General features: G+C 77.3%; 23 protein-coding genes. 13 read left to right on the top strand and 10 right to left on the bottom strand.

Annotation, left to right across the window (positions count from 1 at the left end; genetic code table 11):
• Positions 1-11: 11 nt before the first annotated feature.
• The 8 genes from D0Z06_RS06860 (at position 12) to D0Z06_RS06825 (ending at position 8,309) form a co-directional block, all read left to right on the top strand.
• Positions 12-599 (top strand): MarR family winged helix-turn-helix transcriptional regulator, encoded by a 588-nt coding sequence (locus D0Z06_RS06860; RefSeq protein ID WP_117376603.1) that lies wholly within the window; start codon positions 12-14, stop codon positions 597-599.
• 63 nt (positions 600-662) lie between these two features.
• Positions 663-2,135 carry an HAD-IIIA family hydrolase gene (locus tag D0Z06_RS06855; RefSeq protein WP_233517505.1) on the top strand — a complete coding sequence of 491 codons (1,473 nt, stop codon included), beginning with the start codon at positions 663-665 and terminating at the stop codon, positions 2,133-2,135.
• Positions 2,132-3,133, top strand: a complete 1,002-nt coding sequence (locus D0Z06_RS06850; protein WP_117376601.1) for a glycosyltransferase family 9 protein — start codon at positions 2,132-2,134, stop codon at positions 3,131-3,133. Before D0Z06_RS06855 ends, D0Z06_RS06850 begins: the two co-directional genes overlap by 4 nt.
• Positions 3,130-4,110, top strand: coding sequence for a glycosyltransferase (locus D0Z06_RS06845; RefSeq protein WP_117376600.1), 981 nt, complete (start codon positions 3,130-3,132; stop codon positions 4,108-4,110). The genes D0Z06_RS06850 and D0Z06_RS06845 overlap by 4 nt, the downstream gene beginning before the upstream one ends.
• Complete coding sequence (locus D0Z06_RS06840; protein ID WP_117376599.1) at positions 4,107-5,324, top strand: glycosyltransferase; 1,218 nt, start codon at positions 4,107-4,109, stop codon at positions 5,322-5,324. Before D0Z06_RS06845 ends, D0Z06_RS06840 begins: the two co-directional genes overlap by 4 nt.
• The gene (locus tag D0Z06_RS06835; protein ID WP_117376598.1) at positions 5,321-5,986 is read left to right on the top strand and encodes a D-sedoheptulose-7-phosphate isomerase; all 666 of its coding nucleotides are present in this window, start codon (positions 5,321-5,323) and stop codon (positions 5,984-5,986) included. The genes D0Z06_RS06840 and D0Z06_RS06835 overlap by 4 nt, the downstream gene beginning before the upstream one ends.
• On the top strand, positions 5,983-7,371 hold the full coding sequence (gene rfaE2, locus D0Z06_RS06830) for a D-glycero-beta-D-manno-heptose 1-phosphate adenylyltransferase (RefSeq protein ID WP_117376597.1): 1,389 nt from the start codon (positions 5,983-5,985) through the stop codon (positions 7,369-7,371). The genes D0Z06_RS06835 and rfaE2 overlap by 4 nt, the downstream gene beginning before the upstream one ends.
• Positions 7,368-8,309, top strand: a complete 942-nt coding sequence (locus D0Z06_RS06825) for a glycosyltransferase family 9 protein (protein WP_117376596.1) — start codon at positions 7,368-7,370, stop codon at positions 8,307-8,309. The genes rfaE2 and D0Z06_RS06825 overlap by 4 nt, the downstream gene beginning before the upstream one ends.
• A 175-nt stretch (positions 8,310-8,484) precedes the next feature.
• Here D0Z06_RS06825 and D0Z06_RS06820 read toward each other — a convergent pair whose 3' ends face one another.
• The 7 genes from D0Z06_RS06820 to D0Z06_RS06790 form a co-directional block, all read right to left on the bottom strand.
• Positions 8,485-10,122 carry a VWA domain-containing protein gene (locus D0Z06_RS06820; RefSeq protein WP_117376595.1) on the bottom strand — a complete coding sequence of 546 codons (1,638 nt, stop codon included), beginning with the start codon at positions 10,120-10,122 and terminating at the stop codon, positions 8,485-8,487.
• Positions 10,123-10,217: 95 nt separating this feature from the next.
• A complete protein-coding gene (locus tag D0Z06_RS06815; protein ID WP_117376594.1) occupies positions 10,218-11,195 on the bottom strand; it encodes a UDP-glucuronic acid decarboxylase family protein in 978 nt (325 codons plus the stop codon).
• Positions 11,196-11,549: 354 nt separating this feature from the next.
• Positions 11,550-12,893 (bottom strand): ABC transporter substrate-binding protein, encoded by a 1,344-nt coding sequence (locus D0Z06_RS06810; protein ID WP_233517504.1) that lies wholly within the window; start codon positions 12,891-12,893, stop codon positions 11,550-11,552.
• Positions 12,894-12,957: 64 nt separating this feature from the next.
• A complete protein-coding gene (locus D0Z06_RS06805; protein ID WP_199522171.1) occupies positions 12,958-14,121 on the bottom strand; it encodes a branched-chain amino acid ABC transporter permease in 1,164 nt (387 codons plus the stop codon).
• A 6-nt stretch (positions 14,122-14,127) separates the two neighbouring features.
• Positions 14,128-15,006: a branched-chain amino acid ABC transporter permease gene (locus D0Z06_RS06800; protein ID WP_117376593.1), complete on the bottom strand. Its 879-nt coding sequence runs from the start codon at positions 15,004-15,006 to the stop codon at positions 14,128-14,130.
• A 54-nt stretch (positions 15,007-15,060) separates the two neighbouring features.
• A complete protein-coding gene (locus tag D0Z06_RS06795) occupies positions 15,061-15,855 on the bottom strand; it encodes an ABC transporter ATP-binding protein (RefSeq protein ID WP_233517503.1) in 795 nt (264 codons plus the stop codon).
• Position 15,856: 1 nt separating this feature from the next.
• Positions 15,857-16,702: an ABC transporter ATP-binding protein gene (locus D0Z06_RS06790; protein ID WP_233517502.1), complete on the bottom strand. Its 846-nt coding sequence runs from the start codon at positions 16,700-16,702 to the stop codon at positions 15,857-15,859.
• A gap of 188 nt (positions 16,703-16,890) precedes the next feature.
• Between D0Z06_RS06790 and D0Z06_RS06785 the strand changes: the two genes are divergently transcribed.
• Positions 16,891-18,093: a PucR family transcriptional regulator gene (locus D0Z06_RS06785; RefSeq protein ID WP_117376591.1), complete on the top strand. Its 1,203-nt coding sequence runs from the start codon at positions 16,891-16,893 to the stop codon at positions 18,091-18,093.
• 164 nt (positions 18,094-18,257) lie between these two features.
• Here the strand turns inward: D0Z06_RS06785 and D0Z06_RS06780 are convergent, their stop codons facing one another.
• From D0Z06_RS06780 to D0Z06_RS06770, 3 genes are read right to left on the bottom strand one after another with little or no spacing between them, the layout of a single operon-like run.
• Positions 18,258-18,491, bottom strand: coding sequence for a DUF2630 family protein (locus tag D0Z06_RS06780; RefSeq protein WP_117376590.1), 234 nt, complete (start codon positions 18,489-18,491; stop codon positions 18,258-18,260).
• A gap of 57 nt (positions 18,492-18,548) precedes the next feature.
• Positions 18,549-19,466 carry a prephenate dehydrogenase/arogenate dehydrogenase family protein gene (locus D0Z06_RS06775; protein WP_117376589.1) on the bottom strand — a complete coding sequence of 306 codons (918 nt, stop codon included), beginning with the start codon at positions 19,464-19,466 and terminating at the stop codon, positions 18,549-18,551.
• Entirely contained in the window at positions 19,463-19,903 is a 441-nt protein-coding gene (locus D0Z06_RS06770; RefSeq protein ID WP_117376588.1) for a PaaI family thioesterase, read from the bottom strand. Before D0Z06_RS06770 ends, D0Z06_RS06775 begins: the two co-directional genes overlap by 4 nt.
• Between D0Z06_RS06770 and D0Z06_RS06765 the strand changes: the two genes are divergently transcribed.
• The 4 genes from D0Z06_RS06765 to D0Z06_RS06750 all read left to right on the top strand — a co-directional run bounded on the left by D0Z06_RS06765 (position 19,902) and on the right by D0Z06_RS06750 (position 22,312).
• A complete protein-coding gene (locus tag D0Z06_RS06765) occupies positions 19,902-20,624 on the top strand; it encodes an O-methyltransferase (protein WP_117376587.1) in 723 nt (240 codons plus the stop codon). The genes D0Z06_RS06770 and D0Z06_RS06765 overlap by 2 nt on opposite strands.
• Positions 20,621-21,118 (top strand): tRNA adenosine deaminase-associated protein, encoded by a 498-nt coding sequence (locus D0Z06_RS06760; protein ID WP_117376586.1) that lies wholly within the window; start codon positions 20,621-20,623, stop codon positions 21,116-21,118. The genes D0Z06_RS06765 and D0Z06_RS06760 overlap by 4 nt, the downstream gene beginning before the upstream one ends.
• Positions 21,115-21,759 carry an HAD-IA family hydrolase gene (locus D0Z06_RS06755; RefSeq protein WP_117376585.1) on the top strand — a complete coding sequence of 215 codons (645 nt, stop codon included), beginning with the start codon at positions 21,115-21,117 and terminating at the stop codon, positions 21,757-21,759. The genes D0Z06_RS06760 and D0Z06_RS06755 overlap by 4 nt, the downstream gene beginning before the upstream one ends.
• Before the next feature lie 88 nt (positions 21,760-21,847).
• A complete protein-coding gene (locus tag D0Z06_RS06750; RefSeq protein WP_233517501.1) occupies positions 21,848-22,312 on the top strand; it encodes a nucleoside deaminase in 465 nt (154 codons plus the stop codon).
• The last annotated feature ends 4 nt before the right edge of the window (positions 22,313-22,316 follow it).

Here is a 22,316-nt window from a genome sequence, read left to right as displayed (position 1 = left end):
ACCATGGTGGGGTGCCGAGCCAGGACGCCCTCGCGCCGGACCACCCGCGCGGGGCGGGTCCGGACGACGACGCGGGCGCCGACGACCGCGTCCCGCGCGACCCCGCCGAGGTACCCGGCGCCGCGCCCGGCCCGGCCGAGACCTGGCTGCGCATCGTCCAGGTGCACGACCGGATCACCCGGCGGGTCGACTCGGCCCTGCACCGCGAGCACGACCTGTCGTTGACCGGCTTCGAGGCGCTGCGGCGGATCGTGGAGTCCCCCGGCGAGCGGGCCACGATGGGGGAGCTCGCCGAGGCCCTGGGGATCTCCCGGGCCGGGGTGACCAGCACCGTCGGCCGGCTGGTGAGCGACGGCCTCGTCGTCCGGGAGCGCAGCGCGGGCGGGGACCGCCGGCTGCTGCACGCCCGGCTGACCCCCGCCGGCCGGGCCAAGGTGGCCGAGGCCGCCCCCACCCACGACGGGATGGTGGCCCACCTGCTCGCGCTCCTCGGGGACGACGCCGCCACGGTCACCGACGCGCTGGCCCGCGTCTCCGCGGCCGCCCGCAGCCGCCGGGCGCCGACCGCACGCCCTCCGGTGGACACTTCAAGCCCGTAGTGTTTCGATCCGCGCCGGACGGGCAGGGACGCGTCCGTGCAGGTGGGAAACGCGCGTTGCGCCGTGGTCGTGCCGACCGTCGGCCGACCGTCGCTGGACGCGCTCCTCGACGCGCTGGCGCAGGGCCGCGGCCCCCGTCCGGTCGAGCTCGTCCTCGTCGACGACCGCCCCGCCGGCGCACCCCTGCGGGCCGAGCGGGCCGGCCTCCCGCCGGTGCGGGTCCTGCGCACCGGGGGCGGCGGGCCGGCCCGCGCCCGCAACCTCGGGTGGCGCAGCGTGCGCACCGAGTGGGTGGCCTTCCTCGACGACGACGTCGTCCCCGACCCCGACTGGTACGAGCGGCTGGCCGACGACCTGGCGGGGCTGCCCCCCGACGTCGCCGGCAGCCAGGGCCGGGTGCGGGTCCCCCTGCCGGAGCACCGCCGCCCCACCGACTGGGAGCGCGGCACCGCCGGGCTGGCCACCAGCTCGTGGATCACCGCCGACCTCGCCTACCGCCGCAGCGCCCTGGCCGCCGTCGGCGGGTTCGACGAGCGCTTCCCCCGCGCCTTCCGCGAGGACTCCGACCTGGCGCTGCGGGTCATGGGCACCGGCGCCCGCCTGGTGCGCGGGCGGCGCCGGATCACCCACCCGGTGCGGCCGGTCGACCGCTGGATCAGCGTGCGCACCCAGGCCGGCAACGCCGACGACGTGCTGATGCGCCGCCTGCACGGGCCCGGCTGGCGCGACCGCGCCGACGCCCCGCTCGGCCGGCGCCCGCGGCACCTGGCGGTCAGCGCCGCGGGGGCGGCCGCCCTCGCGCTGGCCGCCGGCGGGCGCCCCCGGGCGGCCCTGGCCGCCGGCCTGGCCTGGGCCGCCGGGACGGCGGAGTTCGCGTGGGCCCGCATCGCGCCCGGCCCGCGCACCCGCGACGAGGTCACCACCATGCTCGCCACGAGCGCGGCCATCCCGCCGCTGGCCACCTGGCACTGGCTGCGCGGCGTCGTCACCCACCGCCGGGTGACCCGCTGGCGCGGCCTGCCCGACCTGGTGCTCTTCGACCGCGACGGCACCCTCGTGCACGACTTCCCCTACAACGGCGACCCGGCGTGGGTCCGGCCGGTGGACGGCGCCCGGGAGGCGCTCGACCGGCTGCGGGCCCGCGGGGTGCGCGTCGGCGTGGTGAGCAACCAGTCCGGGGTCGCCCGGGGGCTGATCACCCGCGAGCAGGTGGACGCCTGCACGGCCCGGCTGGCCGAGCTGCTGGGCCCGTTCGACACCGTGCAGGTCTGCCCGCACGGCCACGACGACGGCTGCGGCTGCCGCAAGCCCGCGCCCGGCATGGTGAAGGCGGCCTGCGACGAGCTCGGCGTCGACCCGGCCCGCTGCGTGGTCGTCGGGGACATCGGCGCCGACGTCGAGGCCGCGGCCGCGGCCGGCGCCTCCGGCGTCCTGGTGCCCACCCCGGTCACCCGCCGGGCCGAGGTGGCGGCGGCCCCGCGCCGCGCCGGCACGCTGACCGATGCGGTCGACGGCGTCCTGGCGGGCGCCTGGTGACGCGCACGGTGCTCGTCGCCCGGCTGGACTCGGCCGGGGACGTGCTCGTGCAGGGGCCCATGGTCCGGGCCGTCGCGGCGGGCGCGGACCGGGTCGTGTTCCTCGCCGGGCCGGCCGGCGCCGAGGCGGCGGCGCTGCTGCCCGGCGTCGACGAGGTCTGGACCTGGGCCTGCCCGTGGATCCTCGGCGACCCGCCGCCGGTCGACGCCGCCGACCTCGCCGCGCTGACCGACCGGGTGCGCGCCCTCGCCCCCGACGAGGCGGTCCTCTCCACGTCCTTCCACCAGTCGCCCCTGCCCCTGGCGCTGCTGCTCCGCGCGGCCGGCGTCCCCCGCGTCTCGGCCACCAGCGTCGACTACCCGGGGTCGCTGCTCGACGTCCGCCACCGGGCCGACGACGACCTGCCCGAACCCGAGCGCGCCCTGTCCCTCGCCCGCGCCGCCGGGTTCGACCTGCCGGCGGGGGACGACGGCCGGCTGGCGGTGCGCCGGCCGCTGCCGCCCGTCGCGCACGAGCCCGGGTACGTCGTCCTGCACCCCGGCGCGAGCGTGCCGGCGCGGGCCTGGCCGCCGCAGCGCTGCGCCGAGGCCGTGGTGGCCCTGTCGGACGCCGGGTACCGGGTGCTGGTCACCGGCGGGCCGGGGGAGCGGGCGCTGACCGCCGCCGTCGCCGGCGCCCGCGGCACCGACCTCGGGGGCGGGACGAGCCTGGCGCAGATGGCCGCGCTGCTCGACGGCGCCGCCGCGGTCGTCGTCGGCAACACCGGCCCGGCGCACCTGGCCGCCGCCGTCGGCACGCCCGTCGTGTCGCTGTTCGCCCCGGTCGTCCCGGCCGCGCGGTGGGCGCCCTACGGCGTCCCCACCGTCCTCCTCGGCGACCAGGACGCGCCGTGCCGCGGGACCCGGGCCCGGGAGTGCCCCGTGCCCGGCCACCCCTGCCTCTCGTCGGTCAGCGCGGCCGACGTGGTCGCTGCCGTGGACAAGGTGGTGAGCTCGTGAAGGTCCTCGTCTGGCACGTGCACGGCTCCTGGACGACGGCGTTCGTCCAGGGGCGGCACGAGTACCTGGTCCCGGTGACCCCCGACCGGGGGCCCGACGGGCTGGGCCGCGCCCGGACCTGGGACTGGCCGGCCTCGGTCCGCGAGGTGACCCCGCAGCAGCTGCGCGGCGAGGACGTCGACGTGGTCGTCCTGCAGCGGGTGCGCGACCTCGAGCTGGTGCGGGAGTGGCTCGGCCGCGAGCCCGGCCGGGACCTGCCCGCGGTCTTCCTCGAGCACAACGCGCCGGGGCTGGAGGAGGGTGCCGCGCCGGTCCCGCACACGCGCCACCCGATGGCCGACCGGGACGACGTCCCGCTCGTGCACGTCACCCACTTCAACCGGCTCTTCTACGACAACGGGCGCGCGCCCACGGCGGTGGTGGAGCACGGCATCGTCGACCCGGGGGAGCGCTGGACCGGGGAGCTGCCGCACGCCGCCGTCGTCACCAACGAGCCGGTCCGCCGCGGCCGCACCGTCGGCGCCGACCTGCTGCCGGGCCTGGCCGCGGTCGCGCCGGTCGACGTCTTCGGGATGGGCCTGGCCGGGCTGCACGAGCGGCACGGGCTGGACCCGGCGCGGGTCACCCTCCACGACGACCCCCCGCAGGCGGTGATGCACGCCGAGCTGGCCCGCCGCCGCGTCTACGTCCACCCGGTCCGCTGGACCTCGCTGGGGCTCTCCCTGCTGGAGGCCATGCACCTGGGGATGCCGGTGGTCGCCCTGGCCACCACCGAGGCCGTCGAGGCGGTGCCGCCCGAGGCCGGCGTGCTCTCCACCCGGCCCGAGCGGCTGTGGGAGGCCGTCCGGACCTTCCTGCACGACGAGGACGCCGCCCGGCTGGCCGGCAAGGCGGCGCGGGCCACCGCGCTGGAGCGCTACGGCCTGGGCCGGTTCCTCGCCGACTGGGAGGGCCTGCTCGAGGAGGTGGTCCGGTGAGGGTCGACCTCGTCAGCGAGCACGCCAGCCCGCTCGCCGCCATCGGCGGGGTGGACGCCGGCGGGCAGAACGTGCACGTCGCGGCCCTGGCCGCCGGCCTCGCCCGGCGCGGGCACGAGGTCGTCGTGCACACCCGCCGGGAGTCGCCCGACCAGCCGGAGCGGGTGACCGCGCCCGACGGCTACGACGTCGTGCACGTCGCGGCCGGCCCGGACCGGGTGCTGCCCAAGGACGAGCTGCTGCCCCACATGCACCGGTTCGCCGCCGAGCTGCGGCGCAGCTGGGCCGCCGACCCGCCCGACCTCGTGCACGCGCACTTCTGGATGAGCGGCCTGGCCTCGGTCGCCGCCGCCGGGCACGCGGGGGCGGGCGGGGTGCCGGTGGTGCAGACCTTCCACGCCCTCGGCTCGGTCAAGCGCCGGCACCAGGGCGCGGCCGACACCTCCCCGCCGCATCGCATCGACCTCGAGCGGGGGCTGTGCCGCGACGTCACCCACGTGGTGGCCACCTGCACCGACGAGGTGTTCGAGCTGCGCCGGCTGGGCCTGGCCCGCGACCGCGCCTCGATCGTCCCCTGCGGCGTCGACACGTCGGTGTTCACCCCGCGCGGCCCGGTGGCGCCCCGCGGCGGGCGCCCGCGGCTGCTGGTCCTCGGCCGGCTGGTCGAGCGCAAGGGGCAGGACGACGCGGTCCGCGCGCTGGCCGCCGTCCCGGACGCCGAGCTGGTCGTTATCGGCGGCCCCCCGGCCGCGCGGCTGGGCACCGACCCCGAGGTGCGCCGGCTGCGGGCCGTGGCCGCCGAGGCGGGGGTGGCCGACCGGCTGGTGCTCACCGGGGCGGTGGCCCGCGCCGACGTCCCGGCGTGGGTCCGCTCGGCCGACGTCGTCCTGGCCGTGCCCTGGTACGAGCCGTTCGGCATCACCCCGCTCGAGGCGATGGCCTGCGGCCGGCCGGTGGTCGCCACCGCCGTCGGCGGCCTGCAGGACACGGTCGTCGACGGCGTGACCGGCGACCTGGTCCCCCCGCGCGACCCGGACCGGCTCGGTGCCGTGCTGGCCGCCCTGCTCGCCGACGACGACCGCCGGGCCGCCTACGGCGCCGCCGGCGTCCGGCGCGCCCGTTCCCGCTACCGGTGGTCGCGCGTGGTCGCCGACACCGAGACCGTCTACCGGCAGGTCCTCGCCCGCCGCCGCCCCGTGGAGGTAGCCCGATGAGCGCCGCGCCCCGTGCCGCGACCGAGGTCGTGTCCCCGGACTCGTGCACCCACCTCACCGGCGCCGACCACGTCGCCTCGCTGTCGGCGGCGCTGGGCTCGCTCTCCGGGCAGCTCGACGCCCTCGACCGCTGGGGCCGGCAGCTGGCCGACGTCCTGTGCGGGGAGTCCCGCGGCCGGCTGCTGGCGGCGGGCAACGGCGGCAGCGCCGCGCAGGCCCAGCACCTGACCGCCGAGCTGGTGGGCCGCTACCGCGCCGACCGGCCGCCGTTCGCCGCGGTGTGCCTGACCGCGGAGACCTCGTCGCTGACCGCGATCGCCAACGACTACCCCGCCGACGAGCTGTTCGCCCGCCAGGTGGAGGCGCACGGCCGGCCCGGCGACGTCCTGGTCCTGCTGTCCACCTCGGGCCGCAGCCCCAACGCGGTGGCCGCCGCCCGGCGGGCCCGCGAGTGCGGCATCACCGTGCTGGCGCTCACCGGGCCGGCGCCCAACCCGCTGGCCGCGGAGGCCGACGAGGCGGTGTGCATCGACTCCCCGTGGACGGCGACCGTGCAGGAGTGCCACCTGGTCGCCCTCCACCTGGTCTGCGCGGCCTTCGACGCCGCGGTCCTCGCCGAGCCGGCGCGGGTGCCCGAGAGCCGGATCCGGGTGGCCCGGTGAGCGCGCGGGCGGGCGGCGGCCCCCTCGTCGTCGTCGGCGACGCGCTGCTCGACGTGGACCTGGTCGGCACCGCCTCCCGGCTCACCCCGGACGCCCCGGTGCCGGTCGTGGAGGACGTGGAGACCCGCGAGCGGCCCGGCGGGGCGGCGCTGGCCGCGGTGGTCGCCGCGGCGTCCACCGGGCGCGAGGTCGTGCTGGTCACGCCGCTGGCCGACGACGAGGGGGCCGAGCGGCTGCGCGCGCTGCTGGCCGGCCGGGTGCGGCTGGTGGGCGTCCCCGCCGGCGGTGGCACCGCGGTCAAGCGGCGGGTCCGCGTCGGTGACCACTCGGTGGTGCGCATCGACTCCGGCGACCCGGTGGCCGCCCTCGGCCCGCTGCCCGCCGAGGCCGCCGCGGTGGTCCGGTCGGCGGCGGCGGTGCTCGTCGCCGACTACGGGCGCGGCACGACGGCGGCCCGGGACGTCCGGGCCGCGCTGGCCGGGGCGGGCGGGCCGGTGGTCTGGGACCCCCACCCGCGGGGCGCCGACCCGGTGCCGCAGGCCCGGCTGGTCACCCCCAACGGCGCCGAGGCCGCCCGGGTGGCGGCCGCGGCCGGGGTGGCGGCCGGCGGGGACGGGCTGGCGGCGGTGGGTGCCCGCGCCGAGGCGCTGATCCGGCACTGGGGCGTGGGCGCGGTCGCGGTGACCCTGGGCGCCCGGGGCGCGCTGCTCTCCTACGGGGAGGGCGCGCCGATGGTCGTGCCCGCGGTGCCGGTCACGGGAGGCGACCCGTGCGGCGCCGGGGACTCCTTCGCCGCGGCGGCCGCGCTGGCCCTCGCCGACGGCGCGGTGACCGGGGAGGCGGTGGCGGCGGCCGTCGCGGCGGCGGGCGCGTTCGTCGCCCGTGGCGGCGCGTCGGCGTGGGACGCCGCGGCGCCGGCGGCGGGCCCGGTGGCCGGGGCAGGCGTGGACGGCGTCCTCGCGCGGGTCCGGGACGCCGGCGGCACCGTGGTGGCGACGGGGGGCTGCTTCGACCTGCTGCACGCCGGGCACGTGGCCACCCTGCGCGCCGCCCGCGGCCTGGGCGACTGCCTGGTGGTGTGCATCAACTCCGACGACTCCGTACGCCGGCTCAAGGGCCCCACCCGGCCGCTGGTGACCGCGGCCGACCGCGCCCGGGTGCTCGAGGCGCTGGAGTGCGTGGACGCGGTCGTGGTCTTCGACGAGGACACCCCGACGCAGGTGCTGGAGCGGCTGCGGCCGGACGTCTGGGCCAAGGGCGGCGACTACGCCGGCGCCGACCTGCCCGAGGCCGCCGTGCTGCGCGGCTGGGGCGGCCAGGCGGTGGTGCTGCCCTACCTCGACGGGCACTCCACGACGGCCCTGGTCGAGCGCTCGAAGGTGTGAGCGCAACCGCCCTGGTGCTGCGCCCGCTCGGGCTCGGGGACCTGCTGACCGGGGTGCCGGCGATCCGCGCGGTGCGGGCGGCGGTGCCCGACCACCGGCTGGTGCTGGCGACGACGGCGGCGCTCGCACCGCTGGCCGGGCTCGTCGACGCCGTCGACGAGGTGCTGCCGGCCCGCGAGCTCGAGCCGCTGGACTGGGACCGGCCGCCGCCCGAGCTCGCCGTGGACCTGCACGGCAAGGGCCCGGCCTCGCACGTGGTCGTGGCCGACCTGCACCCCGGCCGGCTGCTCACCTTCGGCAGCCCCGGCTACCCCGGGCCGGCCTGGTACCCCGACGAGCACGAGGTGCGCCGCTGGTGCCGGCTGGTCGCCGAGGGGCTGGGCGTCCCGGCCGACCCGGACGCCCTCGACCTCGCCGTCCCGCCGGTGCCGTCGCCCGCGCCGGCCGGGGTGGCGGTCGTGCACCCCGGCGCCGCCTTCCCGGCGCGGCGCTGGCCGGCCGCGCGGTTCGCCGCGGTCGCCCGGCACCTCGCGGCCCGCGGCCTCGACGTCCGCGTGACCGGCGGCCCGGCGGAGGTGGAGCTGGCCCGGTCGGTGGCGCGCGGGGCCGGGCTGGGGGAGGACGCCGTCCTCGCCGGCCGGACGACGACCCTGGAGCTGGCCGCGGTGGTCGCCGGGGCCCGCGTGGTGGTCAGCGGGGACACCGGCACCGCGCACCTGGCCACCGCCTACCGCCGCCCGTCGGTGGTGCTGTTCGGCCCGGTGCCGCCCGCGCTGTGGGGCCCGCCGCCGCGGCCGCAGCACGTGGTGCTCTGGCACGGCGATGGCACCGGCGACGGCACCGGCGACCCGTGGGGGGCCGAGCTCGACCCGGCGCTGGCCCGGATCACCGCCGAGGAGGTCACCGCCGCCCTGGACGGCCTGCTCGCCGCCCGCTGAGCGTCCGCGCGCCCGGACCCGCCGCCCTGACCCGCCGCCCCCGGATGTCCCCCGAGCGACCTACGTCTGTGAGTGCCGTGGCACTCACAGACGTAGGTCCCGGGGCACGAGGTGCACGGGCGGGGACGGGCGCCCACCTGGCCGGGCGGGGCGGCCCGCGCCCGGGCGCGGACCGTCAGTCCCGCTGGCGGAGGGCGTCGAAGAGCACGGTCTGCAGGTCGGCCGGGTCGACCGCCGAGTAGGCGGCGCCGCCGGTGACGTCGGCGATCTGCTGGAGGGCCTCCTGGTCGGCGTCCGGGCCGAGCGCCACCCCGATCACCTTGACCGGCCGCTCGGGGTCGGCCTCGCTCTCCAGCGTCGACAGCAGCTCGTCGAGCGAGACGCCGTTGGCGTCCTCGTTCGTCCCGTCGGTGACCACCAGCACGCTGTTGACCGCCGTCGGGTCGTAGTCCGACCGCGCCGCCCGCACCGCGGCGAGCGTCGTGTCGTAGAGGCCCGTCCCCCCGGGGGTCAGCCGCGACGGGATGGTGGTCAGCGCCTCGTCGAGCGCCTGCCGCTGCGTGCCGCCGTCGACCGAGGCCCCGAGCTCCCGGGTGGGCACGACCTCGGTCCAGTCCTGGTCGTCCTGCACCTCGGCGGCGAAGAACCACAGCCCGAGCGCGTAGCCGTCCGGCACCAGCGACAGCGTGCTGCGGGCGGCGTCACGGGCGAGCGTGGCCCGCGTCCCGTCGCCGGCGGGGGCCTCCATCGAGGTGGAGACGTCGAAGACCGTCAGGATCCGGGACGGCGCCACGAGGCTGGAGAGCCGGCCGAGCAGCGCCTGCACCGCGGCGGGGTCCAGCTCCAGCCGCTCGGGCGCCTCGGCGCGGATGCCCAGCGGCTCCCCGGCGTCCGGCGGGGCGGCGCCGTCCGGCCCGCGGAAGCCGGCCTGGCGCGCGGCGGTGACCGCGGCCTCGGAGGTCAGCGCGCCGACCACCGCGTCGACCGCCACCGGGTCCACCTCCCCGGCGGCACCGACCCGGACCACCGGGTAGTCCAGGTAGGGCGAGCCCTCGGCGGGGTAGACGGCCGTGAGCGCGGTGCCGGAGACCTCCTGGTTGGTGCTGTAGACGGTCTGCTCGGAGACCGGGACCAGCGGTGCATCGGAGGCGCCGTCGCTGCCGGCTGCCAGGGCGTCGTCCACCGACACCCCGCCGGCCCGCTCGGCGGCCAGCACGGCCTGCACCACGGCGTTGTCGGCGTCGGCGTCCCCGCCGAGCGCGGTGCGCACCGCGCCGAGCGCGGCCAGGCCCTCCGCGGACGTGGCGAGGTCGGGGACGGCCAGCCGCTGCTCGGCGGCCAGCGCCGCGCCCCAGCCGGGCGGGGCGTCGGACCAGCCGAGGGCGTCGACGGCGGTGCTGCTCGTGGCCAGCACGACCGGGGAGACCGCCACCGGGTCGCCGGCCTCCAGCTGCTCGTCCTGGGCGCGGGCCAGCCACAGCGAGGAGTCCGGCACCCACACGTGCGGCAGGGCCGACGGCTCCAGCGTGCCCAGCTCCCCGACGGTCGACACCGGCTCCTGCGCGGTCACGACGGCCTCGGCGCACACGTCCTCGCCGAGCCCGCCGCCGAGGACCTCCTGGGCGACCGGCGCCATCTCGGGGGCCACCGCGACCCGGACCTGCGCGGGGTCGTCGCACCCGCCGGAGCCCACCGCCCACCAGGTCACCCCGGCGGCGGCGAGCACGACCACGGCGACGACCGCGGCGATCGCCAGCGGTGGGACCGCCAGCGCCGTCCCCCGTCGCGCGCTGGTGTCGGCGTGGCGGCCCACGGCGTTCCCCCCTCGTTGCCCACGGTGCGTGCCCGGCGACCCCCTGGAACCGCCGCCCCCAGCCTAGATCGACCGGCCGGCGCCGCGCCGGGTGCTCAGCCGGCCTGGGCGGCGGCCGCCTGCAGCCGGCCGGCGAACCAGTCGACCGTCCGCCGCAGGCCCTCCTCGGAGGGCACGGTGGGGCGCCAGCCGAGCAGCCGCTCGGCGCGCGTGGTGTCGGGACGCCGGACCTTGGGGTCGTCGACCGGGAGGTCGACGAAGCCGATCTCCGAGGTGGACCCGGTCAGCTCCACGATCCACTGCGCCAGGCGCAGCATCGACAGCTCGTCGGGGTTGCCGATGTTGACCGGCCCGGCCTCGGTGGAGAAGGCCATGGCGAGGATGCCGCGCACGGTGTCGTCGACGTAGCAGATCGAGCGGGTCTGGGAGCCGTCGCCGGCGACGGTCAGCGGTCGCCCCTCCAGGGCCTGGCCGACGAAGGCGGGGATGGCCCGGCCGTCGTCGGCACGCATGCGCGGGCCGTAGGTGTTGAAGATGCGCACGATGCCGGTGTCGGTGCCCTTGGAGGTGCGGTAGGCGGTGGTCAGGGCCTCGCTGAACCGCTTGGCCTCGTCGTAGACCCCGCGCGGGCCGACCGGGTTCACGTTGCCCCAGTACTCCTCGTCCTGCGGGTGCCGCAGGGGGTCGCCGTAGACCTCGGAGGTCGAGGCCAGCACGTAGCGGGCGCCCTTCTCGCGGGCCAGGCCCAGGGTGTGCAGCGTGCCGAGGCTGCCCACCTTGAGGGTCTCGATCGGCATGCGCAGGTAGTCCAGCGGGCTGGCCGGGGAGGCGAAGTGCAGGACGAGGTCGACCGGGCCGGGCACGTGCACGAAGTCGGTGACGTCGCAGCGGACCAGCCGGAAGCCGGGGTGCTCCACCAGGTGGACGACGTTCTGCGGGGAGCCGGTCAGGAAGTTGTCGAGGCACACCACCTCGACGTCGCGGGCGAGCAGCTGCTCGCACAGGTGCGAGCCCAGGAACCCGGCCCCACCCGTCACGACCGCCCGCCGGACCGTCCGTGCCGCACGCACCATGCCTGCTCCTCCCGACCGGGGCGCCCAGCGCGCACACCGCGCGCGCTCCTACCCGTCGGGCGGGCCGCCACACACTTAGCCGGTTAAGTGATCCGGGTGCGAAACGGCGACGGGCCGCCGGTCCCGCGAGGGGACCGGCGGCCCGCCGGGTGGTGCTGTGCCTCACCGCGACCCCACGAGTGGCGGATGCGGCCCCGCTGCAGGGTCCCGCGCCGAGCGTGCGAGGCGTGGGGGGCAGCGTGGCCCCGTCCCGAGGCTCACCCCGAGCGTGCGAGGGGTGAGGCGTGGGGGGCAGCGTGGCCCCGTCCCGAGGCTCACCCCGAGCGTGCGAGGGGTGAGGAGGACGGGGTCCTTCTAGTCCACGACCGACTCGACGTCCGGGATCGCGTTGGCCGGCGGCGGGGCCTGCTCGCCGTCGAACTCCTCGATCTCGGCGTTCCCGAGGTCGGTCACCAGCACCGGCGTCTGCTCCTCGGCGGTCGTGCCGGTGATCCGGCTGACCTGCATGCCGCTGGTGCCCATGTGGCTGTCCTCGGAGTAGCGGAACGGGGCGAAGGTCGGGCCCTCCCACTCGCTGCCGGCGGTCTCGATGGCCTCGACCAGGCCGTCGCGGGTCGGGTTCTGCCCGGCCGCCTGCAGCGCCTGGGCCGTCGTGAAGGCCTGCGCCATGCCGTAGATGCGGTAGTTGGTCAGCTCGCCCTCACCGCCGCACTCGTCCCAGATCCGCTGGAACTCCTGCACCCACGCGTTGTCGGGGGCGTCCACGCCGGGCAGGTACTCGGTGGTCAGCGCGCCGTCGAGCAGGCTGGCGTCGCTGACCGCACCCTGCGAGAAGTTCTGCAGCAGCGAGCCGACCAGCGCCGGGTCCGAGCCGACGTTCGAGTAGAACCACTGCGGCTGGTAGCCCAGGCGCAGTGCCACCAGCTGCGAGAGCGCGGTGTAGCTGGGCACGTTGAAGCCGACGACGAAGTCCGCGCCGGCGGCCTGCAGCGCGGCGATCTGCGGGCCGACGTCGGTGTTGCCCGGCACGTAGCGCTCGGCGGCGACGATCTGGTCGTCGATGTACTCCCGGATGCCGCGCTCGCCGTCCTCGCCGAAGTCGTCGTCCTGCAGGAACAGGCCGACCCGGGCGTCGGGGAAGTTCTCCGCGATGTACTGCCCGATGATCTTGCCCTCGGACTCGTAGTCGGTCTGCCAGCCGAACGTGTACGGGTAGTCCTCGGGGTTCTCGCCCCACAGCCGCGAGCCGGAGGCGACGAACAGGTCGGGCACGCCCTCGGCGTTGAGGAACTCCAGGACGGCGCTGTGCGTCGGGGTCCCGAGCCCACCCATGATCGCGAAGACCTCGTCCTCGAGGACGAGCTGGTTGACCACCGCGCTGGTGTTGGTGGGGTTGTAGGCGTCGTCCCGGTAGATGTACTCGATCTCCCGCCCGTTGATCCCGCCCTCCTGGTTCAGGCAGTCGAAGTACGCCTGCACACCGGTGGGGATCTCGCTGTAGCCGGGGGCGGCCACACCCGTCAGCGGGTAGTGGGCGCCGATCTTGATGCTGTCCTCGGTGATGCCGATGTCGGAGGCCTCGTTCTCGCCGCCGCCGCCACCGCCGCTGCCACCGTCCCCGCCGCCGCAGGCGGCGAGGGTGGAAGCGACGGTGGCCGTGGCCAGGATCCGGGTGAGGCGCCGGGACGATCTGGTCAACGGATCTCCTTCTCTCTGTCCCGGACGTGCTGCCGGGGGTCTGTGGGTGGGTGCGGGGGCGGCGTCAGGCCCGGCCGGCCGCGGAGGCGGCCCGGCGGGCGCGCCAGGTGCGCCAGCGCAGGCGGACGGAGCCGACCACGCCCGCGGGCGCGAAGATCATGACGACCACCAGCACGACGCCGTAGACGAACGGGGCCAGCTGGGCCGCCTCGGTGTTGTTCAGGCCCAGGTCGGCGCCGAGGTCGGTGACGAACGGCGGCAGGAACACCAGCAGGGCCGAGCCCAGCAGCGCGCCGAACAGGCTGCCGAGGCCGCCGATGACGATCGCGGTGAGCAGGGCCAGGGAGAGCACCAGGGTGAACCCGCTGGGCGCCGCCAGCCGCACCACCAGGGCCAGCACGGCGCCGCCCAGGCCGGCGCAGGCCGCGCTCACCACGAAGGCCAGGACCCGCCAGGCGCCGAGGTCGATGCCGGCCAGCTCGGCGGCCACCTCCTGGTCGCGGACCGCCCGCCAGGTGCGGCCCACCCGGCTGCGGGCCAGGTTGGCCAGCAGGAAGAAGGTGATCAGCAGGCAGATCGCGCCGAGGTAGGCCAGCCACTTGGTGTTCGAGGCGGGGTTGCCCGAGACGAAGCCGATGAAGCCGTCGAACGCCTCGGGGGCGCGCGGCGCCCGCACCCGCAGGCCCTGCTCGCCGCCGAGCCACTCCCGGAAGTAGAGCGCGAGGCCGGGGAGGCCGACGGCGAGGGCGAGCGTGGCGCCGGCCAGGTAGGGGCCGTGCAGGCGGGCCGCGGCCACGCCCACCAGGGCCCCGACGAGGGTGGTGAGGAGCACCGCGACGAGCAGGACGACCGGGAGCGGCAGCGGCTCCTCGGCCTCCAGGAACAGGGCGGTCGTGTAGGCGCCGACCGCCATGAGGGCCCCGTGGCCGAGCGAGATCTGCCCGTTGAGGCCGGTGAGCACGGTCAGCCCGCCGGCCGCGATGGCGTAGTAGGAGAGCTGGGCCAGCTGGCTGTTGGTGAACTGGTCGGTCGACTCGAGCAGCACGACGGCGACGACCGCGCACAGCAGGAGCACGAGCAGGTGCCGCAGGAGCGTGTTCGAGGGCAGCAGGGAGCGGCCCGTGCTGGCGCCGGCCGACGGTGCGTTCGCGGCGGCGGTCGACTCGGTCGGCGACTCGGAGCTCATCTCGCCGGACGAGGTGGCGGTGGTGTCCTGGGGCTGGCTCATCGCGGGTCAGGCCCTCCGTGCCGTGCTGCTGGCGAACAGGCCGCCGGGTCGGACCAGGAGCACCACCATGAGGATCACGAGGGCGGCCAGGTTGACCAGGGCGGGGTCGATGTAGGCGCTGACGTAGGCCAGCGCGAGGCCGATGGAGAGGCCGCCGACGACCGCGCCGACGGGCGAGTCGAGGCCGCCGAGCACCGCGGCGACGAAGCCGAAGACGATGAGCGCGTCCATGTAGGCCGGCCAGACCAGGCCGCCGCCGGCGATGAGCAGCCCGGACAGCGAGCCCACCACGGCGGCCAGGGCCCACCCGAGGGTGAGCATCCGGCCGACCCGCACCCCGAGCAGCCGGGCGACCTCCTGCCCGAACGCCGACGCGCGCATCGCCAGGCCGACGCGGGTGAACCGGAACAGGGCGATGAGGCCGACCATGGTGACGACGACGGCGCCCAGCACGTACAGGCTGTTGGGGGTCAGCGCGATCGTGGTGTCGCCGATGCTGAAGCCGCGCAGGCCGAAGGGCGCCGGGAACGACTCGAACGAGGAGCCGTACACGATGGCGATGAGGGCCTGGAAGGCGATGAACAGGCCGAGCGTCACGATGACGGCGTTGAGCTCGGGCCCGCCCTCCACGGGCCGGATCACCACCCGCTCCACGACCGCACCGAGGACGAACCCGGAGACCAGGGCCACGACCAGGGCGAGCCAGTAGGACCAGCCGCTCTGGATGAGCGCGAGGGCGATGAAGCTGGTGGCCGCGGCCATCGAGCCCTGGGCGAAGTTGACGATCCGGGTGGACCGCCAGATCAGCACCAGGGCGAGGGCGAAGGCGGCGTAGACCGACCCCGAGATCAGCCCGGTGAGGGTCACGTTGACGAACTGCTGCACGGTGCGGGATGCCTTCCAGGCTGGTCGGGCGAGGGCGCTGGTCCGGTGGGGGCGTCAGAAGCCGAGGTAGGCGTGCCGCAGCTCCTCGTCGGCCATCAGGGTCCGGGCGGAGTCGGTGACGACGACGCGGCCCAGGTTGAGGACGACGCCGATGTCGGCCACCGACAGGGCGCTGCGGGCGTTCTGCTCGACGAGCAGCACCGACAGGCCCTCCTCGTCGACCAGCTGGCGGAGCAGCCCGAAGATCTGCGCGACGATCCGCGGCGCGAGGCCGAGGGAGGGCTCGTCGAGCAGCAGGAGGCGCGGGCGGGCGAGCAGGGCGCGGCCGATGACCAGCATCTGGCGCTCACCGCCGGAGAGGGTGTGCGCGTGGTTGTCCCGGCGCTCGGCGATCCGCGGGAACAGGTCGTAGACCCGGTCGAACTCCTCCCGGCCGACCTTGCCGCGGAACAGCGCGCCCACGCGCAGGTTCTCCTCGACGGTCAGCTCGGCGATCACGCCGCGCCCCTCGGGCACGTGCGCCATGCCCTTCTGCACCATGGCCTCGACCGGGGCGCGGGTGATGTCCTCGCCCATGAGGTGGACCCGCCCGCCGGTGCTGCGCACCAGCCCGCTGATGGTGCGCAGCAGCGTCGTCTTCCCAGCGCCGTTGGCCCCGAGGACGGCGGTGATCCGGCCGGCCTCGGCCCGCAGCGAGACGCCGTCCAGGGCCCGGACCGGGCCGTAGGAGGCGGAGAGGTCGGTGACCTCCAGGACGGGCGCGGCGACCGCGGCCCCACCGGCCGCCCCGCGGGCGGCGCCGGCGGCCGTGCTGCCCGCGCCGGGGGGCACCTGCTGCTGGTCGGCCACGTCAGCCCTCCCGCCCGTCGGCGCCCGCGCCGACCTCGACCTCGTCACCCAGGTAGGCCTCGGTGACGGCCGGGTCGGCCTGCACCTCGGCCGGGGTGCCGGCGGCGATCTGCTCGCCGGAGTCCAGGACGGTGATCCGGTCGCAGACGCGCATCACCAGGTCCATGTGGTGCTCGACCAGCAGCACGCTCATCCGGCCCGACAGCGCCCGGATGAGGTCGCCGAGGTCGTGCATCTCGTCCTCGGACAGACCGCTGGCCGGCTCGTCGAGCAGCAGCAGCTCCGGCTCCACGACCAGCGCCCGGGCCAGCGCCACCCGCTTCTGCACCGGGTAGGGCAGCGAGTCGGGGTAGCGGCCCGCGTAGGCGGTCGCGTCGAGCTCGTCCAGGGCGGCCAGGGCCCGGGCGCGCAGCCGGGCCTCGTCGCGGTCCGCCGTCGGGACGGCGAACAGCGCGGAGAAGAAGCCGGCCTTGGCGTGCCGGTGCGCCCCCACCATGACGTTCTCGAGCACGGTCAGGCCGCGGAAGAGGCCCACGCCCTGCAGGGTGCGGGAGATGCCCAGCCGGGTGAGCTGCTTGGGCTTGAGCCGGCGCAGCTCCTCGCCGCGCCAGACGATCCGGCCCTGGGTGGGGCGGACCAGGCCGCAGGCCACGTTGAACAGCGTCGTCTTCCCGGCGCCGTTGGGCCCGATGAGCCCGTGGACCTGCCCGGGCTCCACGGTCAGCGACACGTCGGAGAGAGCGGTGACGCCTCCGAAGGAGACGCTGATGCCGGTCATCTCGAGCCGGTGGGTGGGCGGTCGGTCCTGGTCGGGTGTGCTGCCGGCGGTCGATGGCGGCTGCGCCACAGGGCCCACGGCTCCTCTGGGGTCGGGGAGCCGCCCGGCCGGCCGGGGGCCGGCGGGCGACGATCGGGTCACGGCTACGTCCCCGAGAGCCTGCGTGCCGGTGGCAACCGTCACAATGGGCGCACCGCACACCGATGGGCGGGACGTGTTGTGCTGGGTGCGACGAGGGGCACGCGCGAGGAGGTGGGATGCAGCCGTTCCGGGACGAGGTCTCCGCCCGGCTGGGTGAGCTCGCCCCGCGGCTCCTCGACCGGCTCGACGACATGACCGCGCGCGTGGTCGACGTCCTCCACACCAGCGACCCGGCGTACCGGCGGCTGTCCGACCGCGACGCCGGTGAGCTGCGCTGCTCGGCCCGTGCCGGCCTCGAGCGGGGGATCCGCAGCCTCGTCGGCGCGGCCGCGGGCGACCCCCGGACGATGCAGCGCGAGGCCCGGCAGGTGGGCCGGCGCCGCGCCGCCCAGGGCGTGCCGCTGGAGTCGGTGCTGCGCGCCTACCGGCTGGGCGGGCAGGTCACCTGGGAGGCGCTGCTGGAGGTCTCCCCGCCCGGCGACGTGCTCCTGCTCGAGGTCGCCGGCTCGGTCTGGCGGACCAACGACGCCGAGTGCGCGGCGGTGGCCGAGGGGTACCGGGAGGAGCAGTTGCGCCGCGCGGAGGCCGACGACGCCGCCCGCCAGCGGGTCCTCGACGGGCTGCTGGACGGGCGGGGCGGGGACCCGGCGTTCGAGCGGGTGGCCGCCGAGCTGCTCGGGGTCCCCCTGGAGGGGCGCCTGCTCACGGTGGTGGCCCTGCCCGACCCGGCGGGCGAGCCGACCCTCGCCGACCCCGGCCCGGCGCTGCTGCGGCGCGGGGTGCGCTCGGTCTGGGGGGCCCGCTCCGGGGCGCAGGTCGGCGTCGTGGTGCTCGGGGCCCGGCGGCCGGACCAGGTCCTCGGCTGGCTGGCGGCGCTGGCCGGCGGGCCGGTCGGCGTGTCCGACGTGGTGGAGGGGGTGGCCGCCGTCGCGGCGGCGTACCGGATGGCCGAGACCGCGGCCCGCACGCTCCCGGCCGGCGAGCCCCGGGTGGTGACGATCGACGAGCGGCTGCCGGAGGCGCTGCTCACCAACTCCCCGGAGATCAGTTCCCGCCTGGTGGCGCGCTCGCTGGGCGGCCTGCTGGAGCTGCCCGACGAGGAGCGGTCGGTGCTGCTCGACACCCTGGCCGCGTTCCTGGCCGCCGACGGCTCACCGACCCGGGCGGCCGAGGCGCTGTTCTGCCACCGCAACACCGTCATGCACCGGCTGCGGCGGATCGAGGCGGTCACCGGGCGCACCACCACCGACCCGCGGTCCCGGCTGCTGTGGCAGCTGGCCCTGCTGGGCGCCGGGCGGCAGGCGGTCGCCCACCGCTGACGCCCCCGCCGCCCGGGCCCCGCCGCGAGCGGAGCGGGTGCTGGGGGCAGGGTGGCCCCGTCCCGGGTCCCGCCGCGAGCGGAGCGAGGGACGGGGAGGGCGGCGGCCCCCCTGCAGGGTCCCGCCGCGAGCGGAGCGAGGGGTGGGGGGCAGGGGGGGTCCTTCTACTGGAGGTAGCCCTCGACCTGGTCGGCGGGCCGGGCGTGGGCCTCCTCGGGGTCCTCGCCGTACTGGCGGCGGGCCCGGCGCTGGCGCAGCAGGTCCCAGCACTGGTCGAGCTGCACCTCGAGCTCGTCGATCCGGGCGCGCTGCTCGTCGGTGTGCTCGGTGCCCTCCCGGAGCCGGTGCTCCTCGTCGACGAGCGCGTGGATGCGGGCGATCAGGTCCTTCTCCTCCATGGGCGCGATCCTTCCCGTGCGGGCCGCGCCGCAACCGCCGGCCCCGGCGGGTCCGCCCTACCCGCCCTCGGGCACCCAGCCCTCGACGAAGGCGGCCAGCCGCCGGGTGACCGCGCCCCCGGCCCGCCCCAGGGCGAGCAGCGCCGCCCGGTCGAGCGGTACGCGCACCGGGCGCCGGCCCGGGTCCGCGGTGCGCACCGCGTGCCCGGCGGCCACCAGCTCCGGCCACGGGCGCGCCAGCTGGGCCCGCACCTGCTCGAGGGCGGCCTCCGCGGGCCCGGCGTTGCCCTCGAGGACCGCGGTGACGAACGCCGGGTCGCTGGCGATGACCCGCGTGCCGTCGCGGAAGCTCCCCGCGGCCAGCGCGAGGGCGAGGGGGCCGGCCGCACCGGCGGCGGCGGCCAGGGCGGCGGCCAGCAGGTGCGGCACGTGGCTGACGGCGGCGACGGCCGCGTCGTGCTCGGCCACGGTCGCCGGGACCACCTCGGCCCCCGCGGCGAGGGCCACCTCGGCCACCCGCAGCCAGCGCGGGAGCTCGGTCGCCGGCTCCAGGCACAGCGCCCACCGCGCACCCCGGAACAGCGCCGGGTCGGTGGCCGCGTGCCCGGAGCGCTCGGTGCCGCACATCGGGTGCCCCCCGACGTACCGCCCGCCGAAGCGCCCGCCGAGCACCTCCTGCACCGGTGCCTTGACCGAGCCGACGTCGGTGACGGTGGCGTCCGGGGCGACGTCGAGCCCGTCGAGCGCGGTGCCCAGGACGGGCAGGGGGACGGCGAGCACCACGACGCCGGACAGCTCGCGCCCGATCCGCACGCCCCGCGCGGCCGCGGCGTCCCGTGCCGCCGGGTCGACGTCCCACCCGCTGACCTCGCGCCCCGCGGCGGCGAGCGCGGCGGCCAGCGACCCGCCGAGCTGGCCGAGCCCGACGACGGCGACCGGCGGGGCCGGCATCGTCGGCACCGGCAGGCCGGTCACCCGGCGTCCCAGGGCCGGTCGGTGCGGAACACCCGGGCCAGGGCGGTGGCGACCAGCCGGCCGTCCTGCGCCCGCGCCTCGATCCGGTACACGGCGGTGCGCGCGCTGCGGTGCAGCTCGGTGCCCTCCGCGGTGAGGACGTCGCCGGGCCGGCCGGCGCCGCAGAACTCGGTGTGCACGTCCTGGGCCACCGCGACCGTGCCGTGGCTGTTGCTGACCGCCGCGTGCACGACGTCCAGCAGCGCCATGGTGGCCCCGCCGTGCGCCATGCCGACGGCGTTGAGCAGCTGCCCGCCGACCGGCATCGACGCCCGCGCGTACCCGGGGCGGACCTGCTCCAGCGTGATGCCCAGGTGCCCGGCGAGCGGGTCGGCGGCGAGCCGCGCGAAGAGGGCGGGAGCGATGTCGGCGCCGTCGTCCGGCGCGGGATCGGCCATGATCGGACCCTATGGCCCCCGCGACCACCCGTCCCCGCACGCCGCGGACCCCCGCGTCGTGACCCCGCGCTCCTTCCTCCTGACCCCGGAGCTCGGCGACTACGTGCGCCGCTGCTCCGAGCCGCCGGACGACGTCGTCCGCGACCTGCTCGCCGAGACCGCGGCGCTGGCCGAGCGGGGCGAGGCCTCGCCGACCTTCCAGATCGCCCCCGAGCAGGGCACGTTCATGCAGGTGCTGACCCGGGCCCTGGGCGCCCGCCGGGCGATCGAGATCGGCACGTTCACCGGCTACTCGGCGCTGTGCATCGCCCGCGGGCTGCCGGCCGACGGGTCCCTGCTGTGCCTCGACGTGAGCGCGGAGTGGACCGCGATCGCCCGCCGGTACTGGGACCGCGCCGGGGTGGGCGACCGGGTCGAGCTGCGGCTGGGCGACGCGCACGAGTCGCTGCGCGCGCTGCCGGCCGAGCCGACCTTCGACCTCGCCTTCGTCGACGCCGACAAGACCGGCTACGCCGCCTACGTCGACGCGCTCCACCCGCGGATGACCGAGAACGGCGTGGTGCTGCTGGACAACACGCTCGCCGACGGCACCGTCCTGGACCCGCGGACCGACAACCAGCGGGCCATCGCCGAGCTCAACGTGGCGCTGGCCGCCGACCCGCGGTGGGACACCGTGCTGCTGCCCCTGTCCGACGGCCTCACCATGCTGCGCCGCCGGTGAGCGGCACCGGGTCGGGGGCGAGCTGGGCGGTGCGGATCAGCCGGCCGGCCGGCCGCTGGCGGGTGGAGCTGCTGGCCGAGGACGCCGGCGACGAGCTGCCGGCGCTGGAGCGGGCGCTGGGCGAGCCGGGTGCCGACGGCTGGCCGGGGCCGTTCGTGGTCGTGGTCGACTCGCGGCTGTACTTCGTCGCCCTCCGGCACGGGCCCGGCGGCATGGTCCGGGCGCTGATCAGCGACGCGACCATGCAGGAGTGGCTGCTGGCCAGCGAGGTGGTCGAGCGCTACGGCATCGCCGTCGACGCCGAGGGGGCCTTCGACGACGACGAGACCGGCTGGCCGGGTGGTGACCTGGACCTGTTCGCCGACGACGGGCTGCCCGCCGAGCAGCTGCGGCCGATCGTGACCGCCGACGACCTCTGGGCCGACGAGATGGTCGCGGCGATCGCCGCACGGCTGGGCTTCGCCGACGAGCTGGCCGCGGCGGTGGCGCCGTGACCGCGCGCGCGGTCGTCTTCGACCTCGGCGGGGTGCTCACCGAGAGCCCGATGGTCGCCTTCGCCGCCTACGAGGCCGAGGCGGGGCTGCCCGAGGGGCTGATCCGGCGGCTCAACAGCACCGACCCGGACACGAACGCCTGGGCCCGGTACGAGCGCAACGAGCTCGACGCCGCGGGGTTCGTCGACGCCTTCGAGGCCGAGGCGCTGGCCGCGGGGCACCGGCTGGACGCCTCCCGGGTGCTCGCCGCGCTGGCCGGGGACCTGCGCCCGGCCATGGTCGCCGCGGTGCGCCGGCTGCGGGCGGCCGGGCTGCCGCTGGCCCTGCTCTCCAACAACGTCGCGCCGATGGAGCGCACCGGCCGGCTCGGCGAGCTGCTGGCCCTGTTCGACGTGGTGGTGGAGTCGTCCGTGGAGGGGGTGCGCAAGCCGGAGCCGGAGATCTACCGCCGGGCGCTGGACCGGCTGTCGGCCGCCGTCGGCCGGCCGGTCGCCCCGCACGACTGCGCCTACCTCGACGACCTCGGCATCAACCTCAAGCCGGCGCGGGCGATGGGCATGCACACCGTCAAGGTCGTCGACCCGGCCGCGGCGCTGGCCGAGCTGTCGGAGCTGACCGGCGTCCCGCTGGACCCGTCGTGACGGCGCCCGCGGCCTACCGGGCCGGTCGCGCTCCCCGCGTCTCCGAGTGCACCTGCACTCAGGGGCGTAGGCGCGCGGACCGGACGGGGTGACCGTGGACGTCGACGCCGCGATGGGCCGTGCCCTGGAGCTGGCCGCCGCCGCCGAGGGGTGGGGCGACACACCGATCGGGGCCGTCGTCCTCGGGCCGGACGGCGCGGTCCTGGCCGAGGCGGCCAACGAGCGCGAACGCCGCGGCGACCCCACCGCGCACGCCGAGGTGCTCGCCCTGCGGGCCGCCGCGCGGGTGCACGGCGACGGCTGGCGGCTGACCGGGACGACGCTCGTGGTCACGCTGGAGCCCTGCACGATGTGCGCGGGGGCCAGCGTCCTCGCGCGGGTGGGGCGGGTCGTCTACGGCGCCGACGACCCCAAGGCCGGGGCCGTCGGCTCCCTGTGGGACGTCGTCCGCGACCGCCGGCTCAACCACCGGCCGCAGGTCACGGCGGGTGTGCGGGCGGAGGAGTCGGCCGCGCTGCTACGCGCGTTCTTCCGCCGCCGCAGGGCCCTGTAGTCTT

This window comes from Geodermatophilus marinus (genome assembly GCF_003428645.1).
Classification (GTDB): Bacteria; Actinomycetota; Actinomycetes; order Mycobacteriales; family Geodermatophilaceae; genus Geodermatophilus.
This window is presented reverse-complemented; position numbering and strand designations above follow the sequence as displayed.

What these genes read in the sequence shown, in the direction of transcription:
- D0Z06_RS06835 (WP_117376598.1), top strand. Translation starts at nt 5,321, where the DNA reads ATGAGCGCCGCGCCCCGTGCCGCGACCGAGGTCGTGTCCCCGGACTCG.
- D0Z06_RS06815 (WP_117376594.1), bottom strand. Translation starts at nt 11,195, where the DNA reads ATGGTGCGTGCGGCACGGACGGTCCGGCGGGCGGTCGTGACGGGTGGG.
- D0Z06_RS06805 (WP_199522171.1), bottom strand. Translation starts at nt 14,121, where the DNA reads ATGAGCCAGCCCCAGGACACCACCGCCACCTCGTCCGGCGAGATGAGC.
- D0Z06_RS06785 (WP_117376591.1), top strand. Translation starts at nt 16,891, where the DNA reads ATGCAGCCGTTCCGGGACGAGGTCTCCGCCCGGCTGGGTGAGCTCGCC.
- D0Z06_RS06780 (WP_117376590.1), bottom strand. Translation starts at nt 18,491, where the DNA reads ATGGAGGAGAAGGACCTGATCGCCCGCATCCACGCGCTCGTCGACGAG.
- D0Z06_RS06765 (WP_117376587.1), top strand. Translation starts at nt 19,902, where the DNA reads ATGATCGGACCCTATGGCCCCCGCGACCACCCGTCCCCGCACGCCGCG.
- D0Z06_RS06770 (WP_117376588.1), bottom strand. Translation starts at nt 19,903, where the DNA reads ATGGCCGATCCCGCGCCGGACGACGGCGCCGACATCGCTCCCGCCCTC.